This window comes from Acidovorax sp. Root70 (assembly GCF_001428225.1).
Classification (GTDB): Bacteria; Pseudomonadota; Gammaproteobacteria; order Burkholderiales; family Burkholderiaceae_C; genus Acidovorax.
In genome coordinates this window covers 40448-61398 of sequence record NZ_LMHQ01000010.1, presented here as the reverse complement: position 1 = coordinate 61398, position 20951 = coordinate 40448, and the positions used below count along the sequence as shown (strand labels likewise).

At 65.2% G+C, this 20951-nt stretch carries 18 protein-coding genes and 2 riboswitches; of the genes, 15 read left to right on the top strand and 3 right to left on the bottom strand.

Translation table 11 applies throughout. From position 1 onward, the window contains the following. Window positions 1–225 precede the first annotated feature (225 nt). The gene (locus tag ASD94_RS07080; RefSeq protein ID WP_056067700.1) at window positions 226–684 is read right to left on the bottom strand and encodes an Lrp/AsnC family transcriptional regulator; all 459 of its coding nucleotides are present in this window, start codon (window positions 682–684) and stop codon (window positions 226–228) included. Between the two features lie 482 nt (window positions 685–1166). On the opposite strand from ASD94_RS07080, the gene ASD94_RS07075 reads away from it, so the two are divergent. From ASD94_RS07075 to ASD94_RS07030, 10 genes are all read left to right on the top strand, one after another. Further along, window positions 1167–2138: a TRAP transporter substrate-binding protein gene (locus ASD94_RS07075; protein WP_056067699.1), complete on the top strand. Its 972-nt coding sequence runs from the start codon at window positions 1167–1169 to the stop codon at window positions 2136–2138. 125 nt (window positions 2139–2263) lie between these two features. Beyond that, window positions 2264–2758 (top strand): TRAP transporter small permease, encoded by a 495-nt coding sequence (locus ASD94_RS07070; protein WP_056640566.1) that lies wholly within the window; start codon window positions 2264–2266, stop codon window positions 2756–2758. Further along, entirely contained in the window at window positions 2755–4032 is a 1278-nt protein-coding gene (locus tag ASD94_RS07065; RefSeq protein ID WP_056640565.1) for a TRAP transporter large permease, read from the top strand. Before ASD94_RS07070 ends, ASD94_RS07065 begins: the two co-directional genes overlap by 4 nt. 5 nt (window positions 4033–4037) lie before the next feature. After that, window positions 4038–4143, top strand: a riboswitch (glycine riboswitch). A gap of 13 nt (window positions 4144–4156) precedes the next feature. Then, a riboswitch (glycine riboswitch) is annotated at window positions 4157–4288 on the top strand. 47 nt (window positions 4289–4335) lie between these two features. Next, the gene (gene gcvT / locus ASD94_RS07060) at window positions 4336–5478 is read left to right on the top strand and encodes a glycine cleavage system aminomethyltransferase GcvT (RefSeq protein WP_056640562.1); all 1143 of its coding nucleotides are present in this window, start codon (window positions 4336–4338) and stop codon (window positions 5476–5478) included. Window positions 5479–5558: 80 nt separating this feature from the next. Then, window positions 5559–5933 carry a glycine cleavage system protein GcvH gene (gene gcvH, locus ASD94_RS07055; protein WP_056640559.1) on the top strand — a complete coding sequence of 125 codons (375 nt, stop codon included), beginning with the start codon at window positions 5559–5561 and terminating at the stop codon, window positions 5931–5933. Between the two features lie 114 nt (window positions 5934–6047). Then, window positions 6048–8936: an aminomethyl-transferring glycine dehydrogenase gene (gene gcvP, locus ASD94_RS07050; RefSeq protein WP_056640556.1), complete on the top strand. Its 2889-nt coding sequence runs from the start codon at window positions 6048–6050 to the stop codon at window positions 8934–8936. 208 nt (window positions 8937–9144) lie between these two features. Next, the gene (locus ASD94_RS07045; RefSeq protein ID WP_082576793.1) at window positions 9145–9513 is read left to right on the top strand and encodes an FKBP-type peptidyl-prolyl cis-trans isomerase; all 369 of its coding nucleotides are present in this window, start codon (window positions 9145–9147) and stop codon (window positions 9511–9513) included. 3 nt (window positions 9514–9516) lie between these two features. After that, window positions 9517–10560 carry a MerR family transcriptional regulator gene (locus ASD94_RS07040; RefSeq protein WP_056640550.1) on the top strand — a complete coding sequence of 348 codons (1044 nt, stop codon included), beginning with the start codon at window positions 9517–9519 and terminating at the stop codon, window positions 10558–10560. Between the two features lie 78 nt (window positions 10561–10638). Continuing rightward, window positions 10639–11919, top strand: coding sequence for an acyltransferase family protein (locus ASD94_RS07035; protein WP_056640547.1), 1281 nt, complete (start codon window positions 10639–10641; stop codon window positions 11917–11919). After that, complete coding sequence (locus tag ASD94_RS07030) at window positions 11909–13279, top strand: MFS transporter (RefSeq protein WP_255357428.1); 1371 nt, start codon at window positions 11909–11911, stop codon at window positions 13277–13279. Before ASD94_RS07035 ends, ASD94_RS07030 begins: the two co-directional genes overlap by 11 nt. 64 nt (window positions 13280–13343) lie before the next feature. On the opposite strand, the gene ASD94_RS07025 is transcribed toward ASD94_RS07030, so the two are convergent. Then, complete coding sequence (locus ASD94_RS07025) at window positions 13344–14000, bottom strand: NAD(P)H-dependent oxidoreductase (RefSeq protein WP_056640541.1); 657 nt, start codon at window positions 13998–14000, stop codon at window positions 13344–13346. 245 nt (window positions 14001–14245) lie between these two features. Here ASD94_RS07025 and ASD94_RS07020 point away from each other — a divergent pair, with 245 nt between their 5' ends. Beyond that, complete coding sequence (locus tag ASD94_RS07020; RefSeq protein WP_056640537.1) at window positions 14246–16477, top strand: ATP-binding protein; 2232 nt, start codon at window positions 14246–14248, stop codon at window positions 16475–16477. Next, window positions 16464–17126 carry an RluA family pseudouridine synthase gene (locus ASD94_RS07015; protein ID WP_056640534.1) on the top strand — a complete coding sequence of 221 codons (663 nt, stop codon included), beginning with the start codon at window positions 16464–16466 and terminating at the stop codon, window positions 17124–17126. The genes ASD94_RS07020 and ASD94_RS07015 overlap by 14 nt, the downstream gene beginning before the upstream one ends. 72 nt (window positions 17127–17198) lie before the next feature. On the opposite strand, the gene ASD94_RS07010 is transcribed toward ASD94_RS07015, so the two are convergent. Continuing rightward, entirely contained in the window at window positions 17199–18104 is a 906-nt protein-coding gene (locus tag ASD94_RS07010) for an EamA family transporter (protein ID WP_056640531.1), read from the bottom strand. A gap of 75 nt (window positions 18105–18179) precedes the next feature. Here ASD94_RS07010 and ASD94_RS07005 point away from each other — a divergent pair, with 75 nt between their 5' ends. From ASD94_RS07005 to bktB, 3 genes are all read left to right on the top strand, one after another. Beyond that, complete coding sequence (locus ASD94_RS07005) at window positions 18180–18695, top strand: MarR family winged helix-turn-helix transcriptional regulator (RefSeq protein ID WP_056640528.1); 516 nt, start codon at window positions 18180–18182, stop codon at window positions 18693–18695. 39 nt (window positions 18696–18734) lie between these two features. After that, window positions 18735–19496, top strand: coding sequence for an SDR family NAD(P)-dependent oxidoreductase (locus ASD94_RS07000; protein WP_056640525.1), 762 nt, complete (start codon window positions 18735–18737; stop codon window positions 19494–19496). Window positions 19497–19586: 90 nt separating this feature from the next. After that, on the top strand, window positions 19587–20771 hold the full coding sequence (bktB, locus tag ASD94_RS06995; RefSeq protein WP_056640522.1) for a beta-ketothiolase BktB: 1185 nt from the start codon (window positions 19587–19589) through the stop codon (window positions 20769–20771). Window positions 20772–20951: the final 180 nt, after the last annotated feature.

Below are 20951 nucleotides of genomic sequence, written 5' to 3'. Positions count from 1 at the left end.
TTTACTCAAACAGCTCTGCGCATTGCCCAGACGGGCGCACTGCGATGGTGCGCGGTGTGGGAATCCACCCGCCTTTTTCCGGCAGACACCGCGCTGTAAAAGCGATTGTGCCGTCGCATTTCAAGGTCACAACGCAGAACTGCTCGCAGTTGGGGCGCTGGCCAAAAGTGCGTTGCCAGTTATCTGCAAGAAATCTCCGGCGTCTTGCCACGCCACATGAACGGCCTACCCGGTGAACAAGGGCAGGTCTGCCTTCTTCAAGGTCCGCAGCACAAAGCTGGAGCGGCTGTGCCGTATGCCTTTGATCTTGTAGAGCTTCTCGCGCAGCAGGCGCTCGTAATCGCGGGTGTCCTTGACGACGATGCGCAGCAGGTAGTCGTAGTCACCGGAGACCAGGTGCGCCTCGATCACTTCGGGAATGCTGGCCAGTGTCTCGCCAAACTTTTCGAGCGTGTTGTCCGAATGGCTGTCGAGGGTGACCTGCACCAGTACCGTGTCGGCCAGGTCAAGGGACTGAGGATTGATGCGCACCGTGTAGCCCTGGATGACACCCGCCTCTTCCATCTTTTTGATGCGCCCCCAGCAGGGTGACGGGCTCAGGCCCACGGCCTGCCCTATTTCTTGCAGGCTGGCGCGAGCGTTTGCCTGCAAGACAGCGAGAATTTTTCTATCCAGTCGATCCATCGGCCTGATTATTCAGCAAATCATTCAGATGCAGAAAATTATTCTGCATTTCCAATAGAATGCGCCAAATTCAGCAAATTCATCTGCAGCACCCGGTGCACACTTCTTCCATCAAGGCGCTCTTACCGGAGCGCACAAATTGACAAGGCCCCGGCTGGTTACCGCCAGCACGGGGCCCTTGGCATTGCAACGTCTGCGGCACGGGTGCAGGGGACTCGCCGCAGCAGTCAACGCACCAATGGGCAGTCCGCCGTTCACTGCCGCTCCAGCAATCCGTCAGCGCTGCTGGCAAGCCCTCCTCCTTTGGTGTCACCTACGCAACTCCAAACCCCTTGCCGCCCCGTTGATAAGCACGCTTACCAGCACAAACCCCGATGCCTGCGGTCATGCTGCACCGCCATAATTTGACCGAGGTCGGGGACCGCTGTGCAAGGGGCTTGCGCGCAGCCAATCGCCCTGGCCCAACATCAACAGGAGACACCATGCAATTGACCAAACTCGTCGTTGGCCTGAGCCTCGCGCTCGGCTTTGTGGCCACCGCTGCAGCGCAGACCACCATGCGCATCAGCATCTCGACGGCCCAGAACTCCCACCAGGGCGTCGCCATCGACACGTTTGCCAAGGAAGTGGAAAAGCGCACCGGCGGCCGCTACAAGGTTCAGACCTTCTACAACGGCGCACTCGGTGGCGAGCGCGAATCAATCGAAGCTGTGCAACTGGGTACACAAGAACTGGCCTTCAGCTCCACCGGCCCGGTGCCCAACTTTGTGCCAGAGACCAAGATCCTGGATGTGCCCTTCCTGTTCCGCGACAAGGCACACGCCCGCGCCGTGCTCGACGGTCCCATCGGCCAGGACCTGCTGTCCAAATTTGACGCCAAGGGCTTCAAGGCGCTGGCCTGGGCTGAAAACGGCTTCCGCCACATGACCAACAGCAAGCGCGACGTGAAAGAGCCCGGTGACCTCAAGGGCCTGAAGATGCGCACGATGGAGAACCCCGTGCACATTGCCGCCTACAAAGGCTTTGGCATCATCACCACGCCCATGGCCTTCCCTGAAGTGTTCACGGCGCTGCAGCAAGGCACCGTGGACGGCCAGGAGAACCCTCTGTCGGTCATCATCTCGGCCAAGTTCGACCAGGTGCAAAAGCACCTGACACTCACCGGCCACGTGTATTCGCCCTGCATCTTCGTGATGAACAAGGCAGCGTTCGACAAGCTCTCGGCAGCCGACAAGCAGGCCTTCATTGACGCTGCCAAGGAAGGCACCAAGGCCAACCGTGCACGCGTGGACGAAGACGATGCCAAGGGCGTGGCCGACCTGCGCGCCAAGGGCATGACCGTGATCGACAACGTGGACAAGGCCAAGTTTGTGGCGGCACTGGCCCCTGTGAACGCCGAGTTTGAAAAGCAGTTCGGCAAGGCTGCCATCGACAAGATTCGCGACGTCAAGTAATTTGTCTCTTTGCTATTACCTTTGCAGCTGATAACGCCCGTAGCCATTGCGCTATCGGGCGTTTTTATTCTTGAACCATCGCTAGTTCTGATCACCTCCTACCTACCCATGGTTGGCACCGCCCCATGAAAAACGTTTTTCTTACTTTTGAGCGATGGACCACCTTCATCGCCATGCTGGGCGCTTGCGCCATGCTGACGATTGCCGCGGCCCTGGGCATGTTCCAGATCGTGACCCGCTTTGTGCTGGAGCAGCCCGCAGAATGGACTGAAGTGCTGATCCGCTTCAGCCTGATCTGGATGGTGTTCCTGGCCATCCCAGCTGCGTTTCGCCAAGGGGCGATGGTTAGCGTGGATGTGCTGTATCGCTGGAGTCCACCGCGCATCAAACGGGTGCTGGACTGGGTGGTGGCACTGGCGGCACTGGCCCTCATCGGCATCATCATCTGGTACGGCTGGGACTACGCGCAACGCGGGGGGGTACAGAGCATGGCCGGGCTGGAGTCTGTGTCCATGTTTTGGGCTTACCTGGCCATGCCGGTGGGTGGTCTTTTTTGTGTAGTCGGCATCATTGGCAACCTCATTGATCCCCTGCGTATGGAACTGGAGACTGCTCAATGAGTTTGGTCATGATTTCAACGATGGTGCTGTGCTTTGCGCTCACCGTCTCGGTGGCCGTGTCCATCGGTTTGGCTTCCATCCTGGGCATCCAGGCCTCCAACGCGAACATGCTCATTTCCGTCAAGGAGATGTTCGGGGCCATCAACAAATTTCCGCTGGCAGCCATCCCCTTCTTCATCCTCGCGGGCAACCTGATGGAGACTGGCGGCATCTCGCGCCGCCTCGTGGAGTTTGCCAAGAGCATCGTGGGCGGCGTGCAGGGTGGCCTGCCCATGACCTGCGTGCTGACCTGCATGATCTTTGCGGCCGTGTCGGGCTCGTCGGTCGCCACTACGTTTGCAATTGGCGCCATCCTGATTCCTGCGCTCATCAAGCATGGCTACCCCACCAGCTACGCCGCCGCGCTGCAGGCCACCAGTGCCGAGTTGGGCGTGATCATCCCGCCTTCCATCCCGATGATCCTGTACGGTGTGAGCGCTGAGGTGTCGATTGGCGAACTGTTCATCGCGGGCTTCGGCCCCGGACTGCTCATCAGCGCTGCCCTGATGCTGTTTGTCTGGGTGTACTGCAAGTACAAGGGTTGGGGCAAAAACGACGGCGATGGGCGCATGCCCTTTGGCAAGGCCACGCTGCAGGCGGGTTGGGCGCTGCTGATGCCGGTGATCATCCTGGGCGGCATCTATGGTGGTGTGTTCACCCCCACCGAGGCATCGGCCGTCGCCGTGTTCTACGCGTTGGTGGTGGGCATCGTCATCTACCGCGAGATCAAGCTCAAGGACCTGTTCGCCATCCTGCGCAAATCTGCCATCTCATCGGCGGTGATCATGTTCATCATCGCCAACGCCGGCTTGTTTGCATTCCTCATCACGCGCGCCGGCGTGCCCGATGCCATCGGCCGCTGGCTGGAGGCGGTACTGCAGTCCCCTGCCCTCTTCTTATTGGGCGTGAACGCGGCGCTGTTCGTGATCGGCATGTTCATCGAGACCAGTGCGGCCATCATTGTGCTGGCACCCATTCTGGCGCCTGTGGCCATGCATTTCGGTGTGGACCCCGTGCACTTCGGGCTGATCATGGTGGTGAACCTGGCGCTGGGCATGATCACGCCACCATTCGGGGTGAACCTGTTCGCGGCCTGCACGGTGGCCAGAATCTCGCTGGATCGGATCATCAAGCACTTGCTGCCGTTCGTCGGCGTGATTCTGGTGTGCCTGCTGATCATCACCTATGTGCCATCGATCTCGTTGGCACTTCGGGATCTGGTCTACGCAAAGTAGTTAGAATCGCCCAGTCAGGAGAGAGTGCTCCGTCTTGTCCCCAAGGCGCGCGGCACCGCCGAAGGCGCAGGCAGCAGCCGAACGCTCAGGCAAAAGGACTGGCAACCGCCCGCAGCGATGCGGGCGTTCCCTTGCTGGAGAGAGATGGCCCCACAGAAAAGAAACTGTGTGCAGGCCATCCACCGAAGGAGCAAACCGCACGGCCAGCCAGGGCGCTGCGGTGAATCTCTCAGGTAAAGCGGACAGCAGGGCAAATCCCGTGACCACACCGTGGTCGCGGCCCCCATTTGCCCGGAGTCCGCCATGTCAGCCACCGCCCCCCTGCTCACCACGCCCCTGAACGCCCTGCACATCGAGCTGGGCGCTCGCATGGTGCCTTTTGCAGGCTATTCCATGCCCGTGCAATACCCCGCTGGCCTGATGGCCGAGCATGTGCACACCCGCACTGCCGCCGGCCTGTTTGACGTGTCGCACATGGGCCAGCTCAAGCTGATCGGTGCCGATGCGGCGGCGGCGTTTGAAACCCTGATGCCCGTGGATGTGATCGACCTGCCTGTGGGCAAGCAGCGCTACGGTCTGCTGCTGACCGATGAAGGCACGGTCATTGATGACCTGATGTTCTTCAACCAGGGCGTGGTGGATGGTGAGCCCACCCTGTTTGTCATCGTCAACGGGGCCTGCAAGGTGGGCGACATTGCCCATATCCAGGCCCGCATCGGCCAGCGCTGCAAGGTGGTGCCCATGCCCGACCACGCCCTGCTCGCGTTGCAGGGCCCACAGGCCGTCATCGCCCTAGCCCGCTTGGCACCCGGCGTGGAAAAGCTGGTGTTCATGACGGGCGGCGCGTTCAGCATTGCAGGCTGCGACTGTTTTGTGACCCGCAGCGGCTACACCGGCGAAGACGGCTTTGAAATCTCCGTGCCCGCCGCGCAAGCCGACGTCCTGGCCCGCGCACTGCTGGCCCAGCCTGAAGTCAAGCCCATCGGCCTGGGTGCCCGCAACTCGCTGCGCCTCGAAGCAGGCCTGTGTCTCTACGGCAACGACATCGACACCACCACCACGCCCCCCGAAGCCGCGCTGAACTGGGCTATCCAGAAAGTGCGCCGCACCGGTGGCTCGCGTGCAGGCGGCTTCCCCGGTGCCAACAAGGTGCTCGCACAGATCGACAACCCTTCCAGCCTGCCGCGCAAGCGCGTGGGCCTGGTCGCGCTGGAACGTGTGCCGGTGCGCGAGCACACCGAACTGCAGAGCACGGACGGCCAAAAGATCGGCGAAGTCACCAGTGGCCTGCTGGGCCCCACGGTGAACGAACCCGTGGCCATGGGCTACGTCACGCCCGCCTTTGCAGCCATCGGCACCCGTATCAACGCCATCGTGCGCGGCAAGGTGGTGCCCATGGAAGTGCGCGCCATGCCCTTTGTGCCCGCCAATTACTACCGCGGCTGATTTCATCAGCGAAGCGCAGAAGCTGCGCCCGCTTACATTGCAGATTCCTTTACTTTTTTCCTTTGCTTGAGGAGCTTCCCATGACGATCAAATTCTCCAAAGACCACGAGTGGATCAACGCCGCTGATGCCAACGCCTCGGTGGTGGGCATCACCGTGCACGCGCAGGACGCACTGGGCGATGTGGTGTTTGTGGACCTGCCCGAAGTGGGCAAGAGCTTTGCCCAGGGCGAAGTGGCTGGCGTGGTCGAGTCCGTGAAGGCCGCCGCCGATGTGTACATGCCCGTCTCTGGCGAAGTGGTCGAAGTGAATGAAGCCCTGCGTGCCGACCCGTCGCTGGCCAACAGCGACCCACTGGGCGCTGGCTGGTTCTTCAAGGTCAAGCTGGTCGACGCGAGCCAGCTCGACGCCCTGCTGGACGAAGCCACGTACACCGAGTTCGCCAAGAACGCCTGATCCTTGCCAAATCCCAGGGCATGGCGCCGGGCCATGCCCGGCCCGCCGCCCTGCCGCGTGCGCGCTCCTTCCCAGGCACCGCCCCCAACCCGCTGCGACCTACGAGACTGCCCCATGCTGATGCAATCCGCCACCCCCCTTGGCGCGCTTGAAAACGCCACAGAATTCCTGCCCCGCCACATCGGCATCGACGCGGCCGACGAAGCGCACATGCTGTCGGTGATCGGCGAAGCCTCGCGCCGTGCGCTCATCGAATCCATCGTGCCGCGCTCCATCGCGCGCAGCCGGGGCATGGACCTGCCAGCGCCGCTCACCGAAGCGGCAGCACTGGCAGAACTCAAGGCCATCGCGGGCAAGAACCAGCTGCTCAAGAGCTTCATCGGCCAGGGCTACTACGGCACGCACACGCCCGGCGTCATTCTGCGCAACATCCTGGAGAACCCCGCCTGGTACACCGCCTACACGCCCTACCAGGCTGAGATTTCGCAAGGCCGCATGGAGGCCTTGGTCAACTTCCAGACCATGGTGTGCGACCTGACAGGTATGCCGATTGCCAACGCGTCCATGCTGGACGAAGCCACCGCCGCCGCCGAGGCCATGACACTGGCCAAGCGCTCGGTCAAGAGCAAGAGCAACGTGTTTGTGGTGGCGGGTGATGCCCACCCACAGACCATTGAAGTGATCCAGACTCGCGCCAAGCCCCTGGGCCTGGAAGTGCGCCTGGCCAATTCGGCCGAAGAATGGAACACCCTGCTGGACGGCGACTACTTTGCCGTGCTGGCCCAGTACCCTGCCACCAGCGGCCGCATTGACGACCTGCGCGCCGACGTGGAAAAGGCCCATGCCAAGCAAGCCGCCTTCATCGTGGCCGCCGACCTGCTGGCGCTCACCCTCATCACGCCGCCCGGCGAACAAGGTGCCGACATCGTGGTGGGCACCACCCAGCGCTTTGGCATGCCCATGGGCGCCGGTGGCCCCCACGCTGCCTACATGGCCTGCCGCGATGAATTCAAGCGCTCCATGCCCGGCCGCCTAGTGGGCGTGAGCGTGGACGTGCATGGCAAGCCCGCCTACCGCCTGGCACTGCAAACGCGCGAACAGCACATCCGCCGCGAAAAGGCCACCTCCAACATCTGCACGGCCCAGGTATTGCCTGCCGTGATCGCCAGCATGTACGCCGTGTACCACGGCCCCGAAGGCCTCAAGCGCATTGCACAGCGCGTGGCGGCCTACACCGCCATCCTGGCCCAGGGCCTGAAGCAGCTGGGTGCCCCGGTGCGCGAACAGGCGACCTTCGACACGCTCAGCCTGCACGCCGGCGCCGCTACCAAATCCATAGCTACTCGCGCAGTACAGATGGGCGCCAACCTGCGAATTTACTTTGAAGAGTACCTGTGCATCTCGCTGGACGAGACCACCACACGCGCCGACATCGAGCTGCTGTGGAAGATCTTGGCCAAGGACGGCCAGGCGCTCCCCACCTTCGACGCGTTTGAAAAGGGCGTGGAGCCGCTGATCCCCACCGAACTGCGCCGCGCGAGCAGCTACCTGACACACCCGGTGTTCAACACCCACCACAGCGAGACGGGCATGCTGCGCTACATCCGCCAGCTGTCCGACAAGGACCTGGCGCTGGACCGCAGCATGATCCCGCTGGGCTCGTGCACCATGAAGCTCAATGCCACCAGCGAGATGATCCCGATCACCTGGCCCGAGTTTGCCAACGTGCACCCGTTCGCCCCCGCTGACCAGCTGGTGGGCTACAAGGAGCTGGATGAACAGCTGCGCGCCTGGCTGTGCCAAGCCACGGGCTACGCGGGCATCAGCCTGCAGCCCAACGCGGGCTCGCAGGGCGAATACGCTGGCCTGCTGGCCATCAAGGGCTACCACGAGTCGCGTGGCGAAGGCCACCGCAACATCTGCCTGATCCCCAGCAGCGCGCACGGCACCAACCCCGCCAGCGCCCAGATGGTGGGCATGCAGGTGGTGGTGACGGCCTGCGATGCCAATGGCAACGTGGACCTGGTGGACCTGAAGGCCAAGTGCGAACAACACAGCGCCAACCTGGCCGCCGTGATGATCACCTATCCCAGCACGCACGGCGTGTTCGAGACCAGCGTGAAAGAGCTGTGCGCCCTGGTGCACAGCCACGGCGGCCGCGTGTACGTGGACGGCGCCAACATGAACGCCCTGGTGGGCGTGGCGGCCCCCGGTGAGTTCGGCGGCGACGTGAGCCACCTGAACTTGCACAAGACCTTCTGCATCCCCCACGGCGGTGGCGGCCCCGGCGTCGGCCCCGTCTGCGTGGTGCAAGACCTGGTGCCCTTCCTGCCAGGCCATGCCACAGCGGGCGTGGCAGGCGGCGTGGGTGCCGTCAGCGCTGCCCCGCTGGGCAACGCTGCCGTGCTGCCCATCAGCTGGATGTACATCCGCATGATGGGCGCCGAAGGCCTGCAAGCCGCCACTGAGACCGCCATCCTGAGCGCCAACTACATCAGCGCACGCCTCAAGGACCACTACCCCACGCTTTACGCGAGCGAGAACGGCCATGTGGCGCACGAGTGCATCCTGGACCTGCGCAGCCTGAAGGACACCAGCGGCGTGATGGCCGAGGACGTGGCCAAGCGCCTCATTGACTACGGCTTCCACGCGCCCACGCTGAGCTTCCCGGTGCCGAACACACTGATGGTGGAGCCCACCGAGAGCGAAACGCTGTTCGAAATTGACCGCTTCATCGACGCGATGATCGCCATCCGCGAGGAAATCCGCCAGATCGAAGCAGGCAAGCTGCCGCAGGACAACAACCCGCTCAAGAACGCGCCGCACACGGCGGAGAGCCTGTTGAGCGGTGAATGGAATCGCCCCTACAACCGCGAAGCGGCCGCCTACCCCGTGGCCGCACTGCGCAGCAACAAATACTGGTCGCCCGTGGGCCGCGTGGACAACGTGTGGGGCGACCGCAACCTGAGCTGCAGCTGCATCCCGGTGAGCGACTACGCCTGACCCTGCCATAGCGACCCCGGTGGCCCACATGCCGCCGTGGCTCTTGACCTCCCAAGCCCTGGCGTTCGCGTGCCCAGGGCTTTTTTCGTGGTGCCGCTCCCACAGGCCGCCGCACGAACGCGCATAAGATCGCGGGCTGCGTTGTGATTCACTCTTTCAGGAGCCCCCTTTGCGAAACCTCTTGTGCCTCTTGCTCGCCACCGTTGTGATGGCCCCCGCCGCCATGGCCCAGACCTCCAAGCCCGTCACCACGGCCAGTGGCCTGGTCTATGAATCGCTCAAAGACGGCACAGGCGAATCGCCCAAGGCCACCGACACGGTCAAGGTGCACTACAAGGGCACGTTCCTCGACGGCAAAGAGTTCGACAGCTCCTACAAGCGGGGCGAGCCCACCTCGTTCCCGCTCAACCGCGTGATCCCCTGCTGGACCGAAGGCGTGCAGCGTATGAAGCCGGGCGGCAAGGCCAAGCTGACCTGCCCACCCGCCATCGCCTATGGCGCAGCCGGTGCGGGTGGCGTGATTCCCCCCAACGCCACGCTGAATTTCGAGATCGAGCTGATCTCCGTCGGCCGCTGATCCATGCTGCTGAAGGTCGGTGACCTCGCGCGGCGCACCGGCCTCACGGTGCGCACGCTGCACCACTATGACGAGGTCGGGCTGCTCAAGCCCTCGGGCCGGTCGGACGCGGGGTACCGCCTGTACAGCCAGGCCGACGTGCAGCGACTGCATGGCATACAGACCATGCGCCAGATGGGCCTGGCGCTCAGCGATATTGCCGAGTTGCTGGCAGGCGAAGGGGTGGCGCCCCAGCGCATCATTGGCCAGCAGATCCGCGCGTTGGACCAACAGATCACCCAAGCTACAGAGCTGCGCGGGCGCCTGACCATGCTGCGCGACGGCCTCATGGCGGGTGCCGAGCCCGACATGGGCAACTGGCTCGAAGCGCTGGCGCTGATGACTACCTATGGCAAATACTTCAGCACCACCGAACTCAAGCAGATCTTCACCAACTGGAGCCTGATCGAGGCCGACTGGCTCGTTGTCAAAGACCTGGTGCGCAGCGCCATGGACCGCCAGCTGCCACCCGATGCACCCGAGGTGCAGGCATTGGCCTACCGCTGGATGGCACTGATGCTGCACTGGATGGGGGGCGATCTGGACCTGCTGGACCGCTGGGGCCATATGTTTCGCACCGAGCCCAGCGCCCAGGGGCGCAACCACGCGCCGCCCGGCGACATGATCGAATACGTTGAAACGGCCATCAAGCTGCGCCTGGCGCTGCTGGAGAAGTACCTGACCCGCGACGACCTGCGCATGCTGGGCCATGTGCCTCACACCGCGTGGGCGGCACTGGAACGCGACGTACAGCAATTGCTGGACCGCCAAGTACCCTGGGACCATGCAGATGCAGCGGGTGCAGCCGTGCGCTGGAACACGCTGCTCGACCAGCTGACCCACAGCGATGCGCCATTGCGCCAGAAGCTGCTCACGGCGTCGGCCAACGAGCCACTGTTGCAGGCGGGATCGCCGTTGAGCGCCCCCGTGCGCGCCTATCTGCAGGCGGCGCTGGCACATGCGATGCCAGCACCTGCCGTGACTGCTGCGGTCCCTGCGCGCCGCTGAGGCGATCACACCATCTCCCAAAAAAACACTGAAAAGTGCTTGACCCTCACGCAACGTGAGGCCCCACAGTCGATCCTCATGAACGGATCGACACCCTCCTCCAGCCCCTCAGCCCCCACCCGGCGGCTGCACGCGCTGGACAACTTGCGCGCCACCATGATGTGGCTGGGTATCGTGCTGCATGTCTCGGTCATCTACATGAGCCGGCCTTCGCCCCTGCCCTGGCACGACGACCAGTCCAGCCCTCTGGCAGACCTGCTGGTGGCGGTGATCCATGCCTTTCGCATGCCCTTGTTTTTCATCCTCGCCGGGTTCTTCGTGGCAGCGTTGGTCCAACGGCACGGCCTGGCTGGCATGGTGCGCAACCGGCTGCGCCGCCTGGGCCTGCCCTTTGCGCTGTTCTGGCCGCCGCTGTTCGTGATTTGTGCGCTGTTCGGGATGATGTTCCTGCACCGCATGGCCTTTGGCACCTGGGGCGTAGACCGTAGCCTGCTGCCCCGAGGCCCGAACGTCCCCCAAGGCCCGGCCACCATGCACCTGTGGTTTTTGTGGATGCTGTTGTGGCTGACGCTGCTGACGCCCCTGGCATGGACAGTGGTGCGAGCTTTGCCACACAAGATGCAGCAGGCCCTGCAACGCAGCGCCCTCTGGCTGGGCGGCACTCCAATCGGTCTGCTGGCGCTCACGCTGCCGCTGGCCTGGATTGGCGCGGGCTACGACCACGGCATAGTCACGCCCAGCGGGTCCTTTCTGCCGCCGCTGGCGGAATGGATCCACAACGGGCTGTTCTACGGCTTTGGCCTGTGCCTGTATGTGCACCGCAAAGTGCTGATGGCGCGTTACGAACGGCACTGGCCTGCGCTGGCTGGCCTGGGGCTGGTGGGGTTTCTGCTCACCGCGCTGCTGTCAGAAGTGCTGGCCCAGCCCGAGGCATCGGCCTTTGCACTGGTAATGGTTACCGGGGCGTTCACCGACCTGCTGGCCGCGCCGGTATCCGCCATGCGCCACCTGCAGTTCTGGATGGCGCTGGCCTACAACAGCGCGTCGTGGCTGTGGAGCTTTGCGCTGATCGGGCTGTTTCTGCGCCATGTCGGCCAGCCCCGCGCCTGGCTGGCCTATCTGGCCGACAGTTCGTACTGGGTGTACCTGGTGCACCTGCCACTCACCATCGGCCTGGGTGCGCTGCTGTACGGCCTGCCCGTTCCGGCCCTGGCCAAGATGCTGATCAACGTGCTGGCCACCACGGCCCTGTGCCTGGCCAGCTACCACCTGTTTGTGCGTTTTACCGCTGTGGGCCGCTTGCTCACGGGGCGCACGCACACCCGTCATTCTTTGGGAGACCTCGCTCATGCGACCTGATACCTCAACCCGTCCGGCCTCCTCACCCGGCGCAGGCCCTGCAACCCCACCCGCAGACCCGCGCGCCGCGCTGCTGAAGGACCGCAACTTCCGCTGGATGACTGGCGGCTCGGCCCTGTCCATGCTGGGCGACCAGTTCACGCTGATCGCGCTGCCCTGGCTGGTGCTGCAGATGACGGGCGACACGCTGGTGCTGGGCACCGTACTCGCTCTCATCAGCGTACCGCGTGCGCTGTTCATCCTGATCGGCGGCGCGCTGGTGGACCGCCATTCGCCCAAGCAGGTGCTGATGATCACCAAATACGTCAACCTGGTGCTGCTGGCCGCGCTGGCGGGGCTGGTGTTTGCGGGCACTCTGTCGCTGTGGATGGTGTACGCGCTGTCGCTGGGCATCGGGCTGGCCACGGCCTTCAGCATTCCGGCCGGTACGGCCATGATGCCGTCGGTGGTGGCGCGCCCCCAGCTGCAGGCCGCCAACGGCATCAGCCTGGGCCTGCGGCAGCTGACGATGTTCCTGGGGCCCTTGCTCGCGGGGCTGCTGATTGCACTGTTTGGCGCGGGGGATGCAACCGGGGCGGCTACCGGTACTTCGACACATGCCAACGCCACCGGCATCGGCATGGCCTTTGCGCTGGATGCGCTGAGCTTTGCCGTGTCGGCCTGGACGCTGTCCAAGGTGCAGCCCCATGCAGGCCTTGCGGGCGCTTCAGCCCCCACGGCCGCGCCACAGGCAGTGCTCGCCTCGGTGGCGCAGGGCCTGGGTCACTTCTGGCGCGACAGTGAGCTGCGCACCTGCTTTTTGTACTGGAGCGCCATTGCCCTGTTCATCATGGGCCCCATCCACATCGCCATTCCGGTGCTGGCCAGCAGCAGCCCGCAGCTGGGTGCCGCAGCCTTCGGCATCATCGTGGGCGCCCATGGTGCGGGCACGCTGCTGGGCATGTTGGTGTCGGGCATGGTGCCCCGGTTGCGGTTTGGCAGCCTGGGCATGACCATCCTGGCGTTCGACGCCATCATTGGCGCGCTGTTCATGCCGCTGGGCCTGGTCACCGCTGTGTGGCAGGGCGCGGTGCTGATGCTGGTCATCGGTCTGCTCGGCGGATTCATGCAGGTGAGCGTGTTCACCTGGATCCAGCACCGGGTCCCGCCCGCCCTGCTGGGCCGCGCGATGAGCCTGTTCATGTTCATCTTCATGGGACTGGCACCCATCTCGGCCGCCGTCACCGGCTGGGTGATGAAGAGCATCACGCTCACCCAGCTGTTTGCGGCCAGCGGCGGAACGCTGGTGGTGCTGGCCGCACTGGCCTTTGTGCTCACACCCATGCGCCGCGTGACGGATGCAGCGCCCGCCACACGATAAGGCTCCCCACGCAAAAATGGCTGGACCACTGGTCCAGCCATTTTTATGACAGAGGACGAGTGCCTCAGACTTCGGTCACAAACTGCTCGCGGGGGCGGCGCACCTTTTTCAGGTTCACCAGCCAATCGCCTTCGTCGGCGCGGTAGCCCAGCGGCAAGATGGCGACGCTGCGCAGACCGCGCGCCCGCAGGCCCAGGATTTCATCGAGCGCGTTGGGGTCAAAGCCTTCCATAGGCGTCGAGTCCACTTCTTCGAACGCCGCAGCGATCAGGGCAGCGCTCATGCCAATGTAGGCCTGGCGGGCGGCATGCTGGAAGTTCACTTCGGCGTCGCGCTGGGGGTAGCTGCTGAGCAGCATCTGGCGGTAGTTTTCCCAACCTTCGTTCTTGAAGCCACGCTGGTCGTTGGTCATGTCGAACATCATGTTGATGCGGTCGGCCGTGTAGTTGTCCCAAGCCGCAAACACCAGCAGGTGCGAGCCGTCGGTGATCTGGGCCTGGTTCCAGGCGATGGGCTGGATCTTGGCGCGCACGGCAGGGTCGGTCACCACAATGATCTCGAACGGCTGCAGGCCGCTGGACGTGGGCGCCAGGCGGGCGGCTTCAAGAATGCGCTCCACCTTGTCCTGTGGAACCACCTTGGCGGGGTTCATCTTCTTGGCGGCGTAGCGCCATTGCAGTTTGTTCAGCAGGGGTTGGGCGGCGGATGTGTCGATGGTCATGGCAAGGTCTCTGAAAAAAGAAATTGATCGATGGATGCGTTGATGGTGGAACTGTAGGCACCCCACATCGGTTCGGTAAGCCCTGCCAAAGAAAAGGATTGTTCGCGATTGATCAACAATCGCCCCGGCGGCACGCTGCAGCGAGGCGTTTTGGCACAGGTGCTGCTGCACAGGCGCAGAGCACGTGGGCGTACACTCGTGGCCCGTGAATGCCCGGGTCAACTCCCGGCTGACCGCGCCCCTTCATGAGTGAACCCGACCTGTCTTTTCTGGACCCTGCAGGCCGCCAAGGCGCAGCCGCAGCGCCCACGCCACGCCCACCCGCCCCCCATCCCCGCGCCCCCGGCGCATCGGCAGAGGGCCTGGTGGCCGAGTTGCGTGCCTACCAGGCCGAGCTGGAAAGCCAGAACAAGGTGCTGCGCTACAGCCAGGCCGTGGCCGAGAGCGCCTACGAGCGCTTCGAAACCCTGTTTGCCAGCGTGCCGCTGGCCCTCATGGTGGTGGACGACCACGACATGGTGGTGCAGGCCAACTCCATGGCGCACCGCTCGTTCCAGCCCACGGAGCGCGACCGGCCACTGACCGCGCTGATGCCTTTTGTGTGCCCGCAAGACGCTGCCCGCGTGCGCGAGGCCTTTGCCCATGCGCAGGACCTGGGGCACAGCGAGGTCAAGGAGGTGGTGTTCACCATCAGCGAGGCCACGCGCATCACCGGCGACCTGCATATTGCCCACATCGATGCACCGCAAACCAGCGGCCCGCCGCTGTCGCAGTTTTTGTGCGCCGTGATCGACCAGGGCCCGCTGCTGGCCGAGCGCCAGGCGCTGCAGCACAGCGCCGAGACCCTGCAGCAACGCAACGAGCAGATCCGCGCCAGCGAAAAGCGGCTGGAGGCCGTGATCAACTCCGCGCTGGACGCCATCATCTGCGTGGACCAGCACCAGCGCATCACCGTGTTCAACCCGACCGCCGCCGCGCTGTTCCAGTGCAGCGCCAGCGATGCGCTGGGCAGCACGCTCGACCGCTTTCTGCCCGATGCCGCCCAAGCCCTGGCGTTTGCCCAGCTCACCACGCAGGCCCTGCTGGGCGAGATGACGGCCCTGACCGCCAGCGGCAAGGAGCTGGCCGTGGAGGTGAGCGTGTCGTTCGAACGCCATGCCGACGGGGAAACCACCACCGTGTTTGCCCGCGACCTCACCGGCCGCAAGAAGGCCGAGGCGCACCGCAACGAGCTGGAAGCCCAGCTGCGCGAGTCGCACAAGATGCAGGCCGTGGGCACCATGGCCGGGGGCATTGCGCACGACTTCAACAACATCCTGGGTGCCATCCTGGGCAATGTGGAGCTGGCCAAGGCCGACTGCGCCGCAGGCTCGCCCGTGCTGGAGAGCCTGCTGGAGATCGACAAGGCCGGCCGCCGCGCGCGCGACCTGGTGCGCCAGATCCTCACCTTCAGCCGCAACGAACCTCCGCAGCGTTCGGCCGTGTCGCTGGCCGAGGTGGTGCACGACACCGAGCGCCTGCTGCGCGTGACCCTGCCCCCCGCCATCGAACTGCACATGCAACTGCAAGCGGGCCTGCCGCCTGTGCTGGCCGATGCCACGCAAGTCGAGCAGGCCCTGCTCAACCTTTGCACCAACGCCGTCCATGCCATTGGTACCGAGCGCGGCAGCATCCATGTGGAAGCGGCCACGGTGCAGCCCGACCAGCGCCTGACCGAGCGCCTGGGCCTGGCGCCCATCGACTATGTGGCCCTGACGGTGCGCGACACCGGCCCCGGCATGGACGCCGCCACGCTGGAGCGCATCTTTGAGCCTTTCTTCACCACCAAGCCCGTGGGCCAGGGCACCGGCCTGGGCCTGGCGGTGGTGCACGGCGTGATGCGTACACACGAAGGCGGGGTGGACGTGCAAAGCGCGCCCGGCCAAGGTAGCCGGTTCACACTGTACTTTCCGGTAGCGACTGGCGCGACGGCCAGCACCCCAACCAGCGCGGCGGCCGATGGGCCCACCGACCCGGCGCCGCAGGCATTCCCCTCAGCTACAGAGGTCACAGCGTCTGCGCCAGTCCCCGCAGCACCGCCCAGCCCCACACCGTCCAAGAAACACCATGTGATGTACGTGGACGACGACCAGGCCCTGGTCTTTTTGGTGCAGCGCCTGCTGCGCCGCCGGGGCTATGAGGTCAGCGGCTATACGGACCCGCACGAGGCCACGGCGGCGCTGCGGACCGCCCCACAAGCCTATGACCTGCTGGTCACCGACTACAACATGCCCGGCTTCTGCGGTGTGGACCTGGTGCGCGAGGCCCGCCTCATCCGCCCCGATCTGCCCGTGGCCCTGGCCTCGGGCTACGTCACGGCCGAGATCGAGCAGGCTGCGCTAGCCGAAGGCGCCCAGGCCCTGATCCACAAACCCAACGATGTGGAAGAACTCTGCGCCACCGTGCAGCGGCTGATCGTGGGCCATGACCCTGCCTGAGCCCGTGGCAGATGGCGTAGAGGCGCTGTACGAAGACGATGACCTGCTGGTGCTGTGCAAGCCATCAGGCCTGCTGTGTGTGCCCGGCCGGGGCCCCGACAAGCAAGACTGCCTGAGCGCCCGCGCACAGCAGCGCTGGCCCGGTGCGCTCGTCGTGCACCGGCTGGACCAGGCCACCTCGGGCCTCGTGCTCATGGCGCGCCACATCGACGCGCAGCGCCGCCTGGGCCACGCGTTTGCCGAGCGCCTGGTGCACAAGCGCTACCAAGCGGTGGTGCAAGGGCTGCTGGGCACCGTGGGTGGCGACTGGAGCGAAATCGACCTGCCCATTGCCGTCGACTGGGAGCGGCGCCCGCTGCGCGTCATCGACCACGCTGTGGGCAAACCCAGCCTGACCCGCTGGCGCGCGCTGGCGCACGACGCGACGGCACAGACCACCCGCGTTGAGCTGGAGCCCCTCACCGGCCGCACCCACCAGTTGCGCGTGCACCTGGCCGCCATCGGCCACGCCATCCTGGGCGACGCGCTGTATGCCGATGCCGCCACGCAGGCACAGGCGCCGCGCCTGCTGCTACACGCCAGCCACCTGGCCTTTGCGCACCCCGGCACGGGCGAGCAGATCGCGCTGGAGTGGGCGGCCGATTTCTAGCGAAATTGCGCGATAGCGCTAGTGGAACATGCGCCAATCGCTATTTATTCGATAGCAAATGATGTTTGACGGTCAGCGCCCGCCCGGCGGCGCGGCACGCGACATGGCCCACTGCACGGCCAGGATGCTTGCCAGCACCACCAGCATGCCCACCAGCGACACCCCCGTCATGGCCTGCCCCAGCAGCGCCCAGCCCAGCAGCACCGCCGTGACGGGGCTCAGCAGCCCCAGCGACGACACCGCCACCGACGGCAGGCGCGCAATGCCACGGAACCACAGCGCATAGGCCACCAGCGCGCCCGCCAGGCTGAGGTACAGATAACCCGCAATGTGGGTGGCAGTGAGTGCAGGCAAAGGCGGGTCCACCGCCCACGCCACCGGCGCCAGCATGAGGCCGCCCGCCAGCAACTGCCAGCCGGTAAACGCCAGCACCGGCAAGTCAGACCGCCAGCGCCGCGACCAGAACGTGCCCGCCGCCATGCACAACGTGCCCACCAGCGCGGCAGCCACGCCCACCATGTCCCAGCGCGCACCGGGCGACAACAGCAGCGCCGCCATGCCCAGCACACCGAAAGCCCCCGCAGCCAGCGCCAATGCGGGCGGGCGCCGGTGGTCCAGCGCCCAGGTCAGGCCCATCACCACCAGCGGCCCCACAGCGCCCACCACCGCAGCCACGCCACCGGGCAACCGGTAGGCCGCCACAAACAGCAGCGCCTGGAACACGCCAATGTTCAGCGCCGCCAGCACCAACAGGCGCCGCCACCCCACCCAGTCGCCCCAGGCCGGCCAGCGGCGGCACCACAGCACCAGCAGCAAACCTGCGGGCAAGGTACGCAGCAGCGCGGCGGTAAAGGGCCGGTCAGGCGGCAGCAGCTCGGTGGTGACGATGTAGGTCGAGCCCCAAATGACGGGCCCGAGCGCCGTGGTAAGCGCATCAAGCCAGACCGAAGAGCTTGCTGTGGATCGTGCAGAGGTCATTTATTTATCTTCAATTCAAGACAAAAACTCTACCATACAATCTCGAACTCAAGACAATTCAGCCACCACAAGCCCATGGCCACCCCACGCGAACCCGACGCCGTCGATGCCATCCTGGCCCAGTGGAAGCGCGAGCGCCCCGACCTGGACGCCAGCCCCATGGGCCCCATCGGGCGCATCAAGCGCTGCGCCGTGCTGCTGGAGCGGCGGCTGGATGAAACCTTTGCCGACTTCGGCCTGAGCCGCTGGGAGTTCGACATGCTGGCCACGCTGCGCCGCAGTGGCGCGCCCTACTGCCTGGCACCGACCACGCTGTTCTCCACGCTCATGGTCACCTCCGGCACCATGACGCACCGCATGGCCAAGCTCGAAGCCCAGGGCTGGATCGAGCGCCTGCCCAACCCGGCCGACGCCCGCAGCTCGCTGGTGCAGCTCACGCCCCAGGGGCTGGAGCTGATCGACCGCGCCGTGGAGGCCCACGTGGCCAACGAACACCGCATCCTTTCGGCCCTCAAGGCGCCCGACCTGGCGGCGCTGGACGCACGCTTGACATTGCTGCTGGCCGCACTGGAGTCACGCAGAGGCCAGTGAAGTCAACCGGCCCTGTGTACTGCGCAGTAACATGGCGGGATGCCTCAAAACCACCTCTACATCCTCACCGGCGCATCGCGCGGCATGGGCCTGGCCATGGCCCAGCAGCTTTTGCGCAGCGGCAACACCCTGATCTGCATTGCCCGCAGTGCCAACGACGACCTGGCCGCCGAGGCCCGGGCCGCGGGCGTCACCATCGAACAGTGGCAGCAAGACCTGTCGCAGGGCGAGCAGGCGGCCCACAAGCTGCAAGCCTGGCTGCAGGCCCAGGGCCCGCAGGCGTTTGCCAGCGCCACCCTCATCAACAACGCGGGCATGATCCCGCGCATCGCTCCGCTGTCAGCCAGCGACGTGGACGACCTGGCCACCGCCCTGCGCGTCGGGCTGGAGGCGCCCATGCAGCTCACCGCCGCCTTCCTGGGCGCGACGGACACCTGGACGGTGCCGCGCAAGGTGCTCAACATCTCGTCGGGCCTGGGCCGCCGGGCCATGGCCTCGCAGGCCGCCTACTGCGCCGCCAAGGCGGGCATGGACCATTTCACGCGCTGCGTGGCGCTGGACGAGGCCCTCAAGCCCCATGGGGCCAAGGTATGCTCGCTGGCTCCCGGTGTGATCGACACCGACATGCAGGTCCAGCTGCGCGGCGCCGACCCGGCCGCCTTCCCGGACCGCCAGAATTTCGCCAACCTCAAGACGGGTGGCCAGCTCACATCGCCTGCCGACGCCGCCACCCGCGTGCTCGCCTGGCTGGAGCGCGCAGACTTCGGCACCAACCCGGTGGCCGATGTGCGCGAGGCGTGAGCACGATTACTCCCATTTTGATAGCTGCAACCGCATGATTCACCAGCGCTTGCAGCCATTTGACCTGAATTTCTCTGAAAGGACCTCCCCATGACCCGTGAAGTCGTCGTCGTCAGCGCAGTGCGCACCGCCATTGGCACCTTTGGCGGCAGCCTCAAGGACGTGCCCCCTACCGAACTGGGTGCACTCGTCGTGCGCGAATCGCTCGCCCGCGCCAACGTGGAAGGCAAGGACGTGGGCCACGTGGTGTTCGGCCATGTGGTCAACACCGAGCCCAAGGACATGTACCTCTCGCGCGTGGCGGCCATCAACGGCGGTTGCGCCGAGGGCACGCCTGCGTTCAACGTCAACCGCCTGTGCGGCTCGGGCCTGCAGGCCATCGTCAGCGCCAGCCAATCCATCCTGCTGGGCGACACCGATGTGGCCATTGGCGCCGGTGCCGAAAACATGAGCCGCGTGCCCTTTGCCAGCCTGAACATGCGCTGGGGCGCCCGCATGGGCGACACCAAGATGGTGGACATGATGATCGGCGCGCTGCACGACCCCTTCCACAACATCCACATGGGTGTGACGGCCGAGAACATCGCCGCCAAGTGGGGCATCAGCCGCGAAGACCAGGACAAGCTGGCGGTCGAAAGCCACAACCGTGCCGAGCGCGCCACGCAAAACGGCGTGTTCAAGGACCAGATCGTCCCCGTCACCCTGAAGAGCAAGAAGGGCGACGTGCAGTACGCCACCGATGAGCATTTCCGCCCCGGCGCCACGATGGACGACTTGGCCAAGCTCAAGCCCGTGTTCATCAAAGAAAACGGCACGGTGACGGCTGGCAACGCCTCCGGCATCAACGACGCCGCCGCCGCCGTAGTGCTGATGGAAGCCGGTGCCGCCAAGGCACGCGGCGCCAAGCCCCTGGCCCGCCTGGTGGCCTACGCCCACGCGGGCGTGGACCCCAAATACATGGGCATTGGCCCCGTGCCCGCCACGCAGCTGGCGCTGAAGAAGGCGGGCCTCACCGTCAACGACCTGGATGTGATCGAAGCCAATGAAGCCTTTGCCGCCCAGGCCTGCGCCGTGACCAAGGACCTGGGCCTGGACCCCGCCAAGGTCAACCCCAACGGCTCGGGCATCTCGCTGGGCCACCCCATCGGCGCCACCGGTGCGCTCATCACCGTCAAGGCCATCCACGAGCTGCAACGCATCCAAGGCCGCTACGCGCTAGTGACCATGTGCATTGGCGGCGGCCAGGGCATTGCGGCGATTTTCGAACGCTTCTGACCTGCACGCGGGTGCGCACACTGCCATCGCCACCGGCGATGCTGCCACCCGCTATTGGCAATGCGAGCGCCACGGTCGATCAGCGATCATTGGCGCCCGCTGCCCCAGATCAGCCGGGCCCACCGCAGCTGCACTCCAGCAGCTCAAAGGCCGCCCGCACACCACTGAACCGACGGAGAC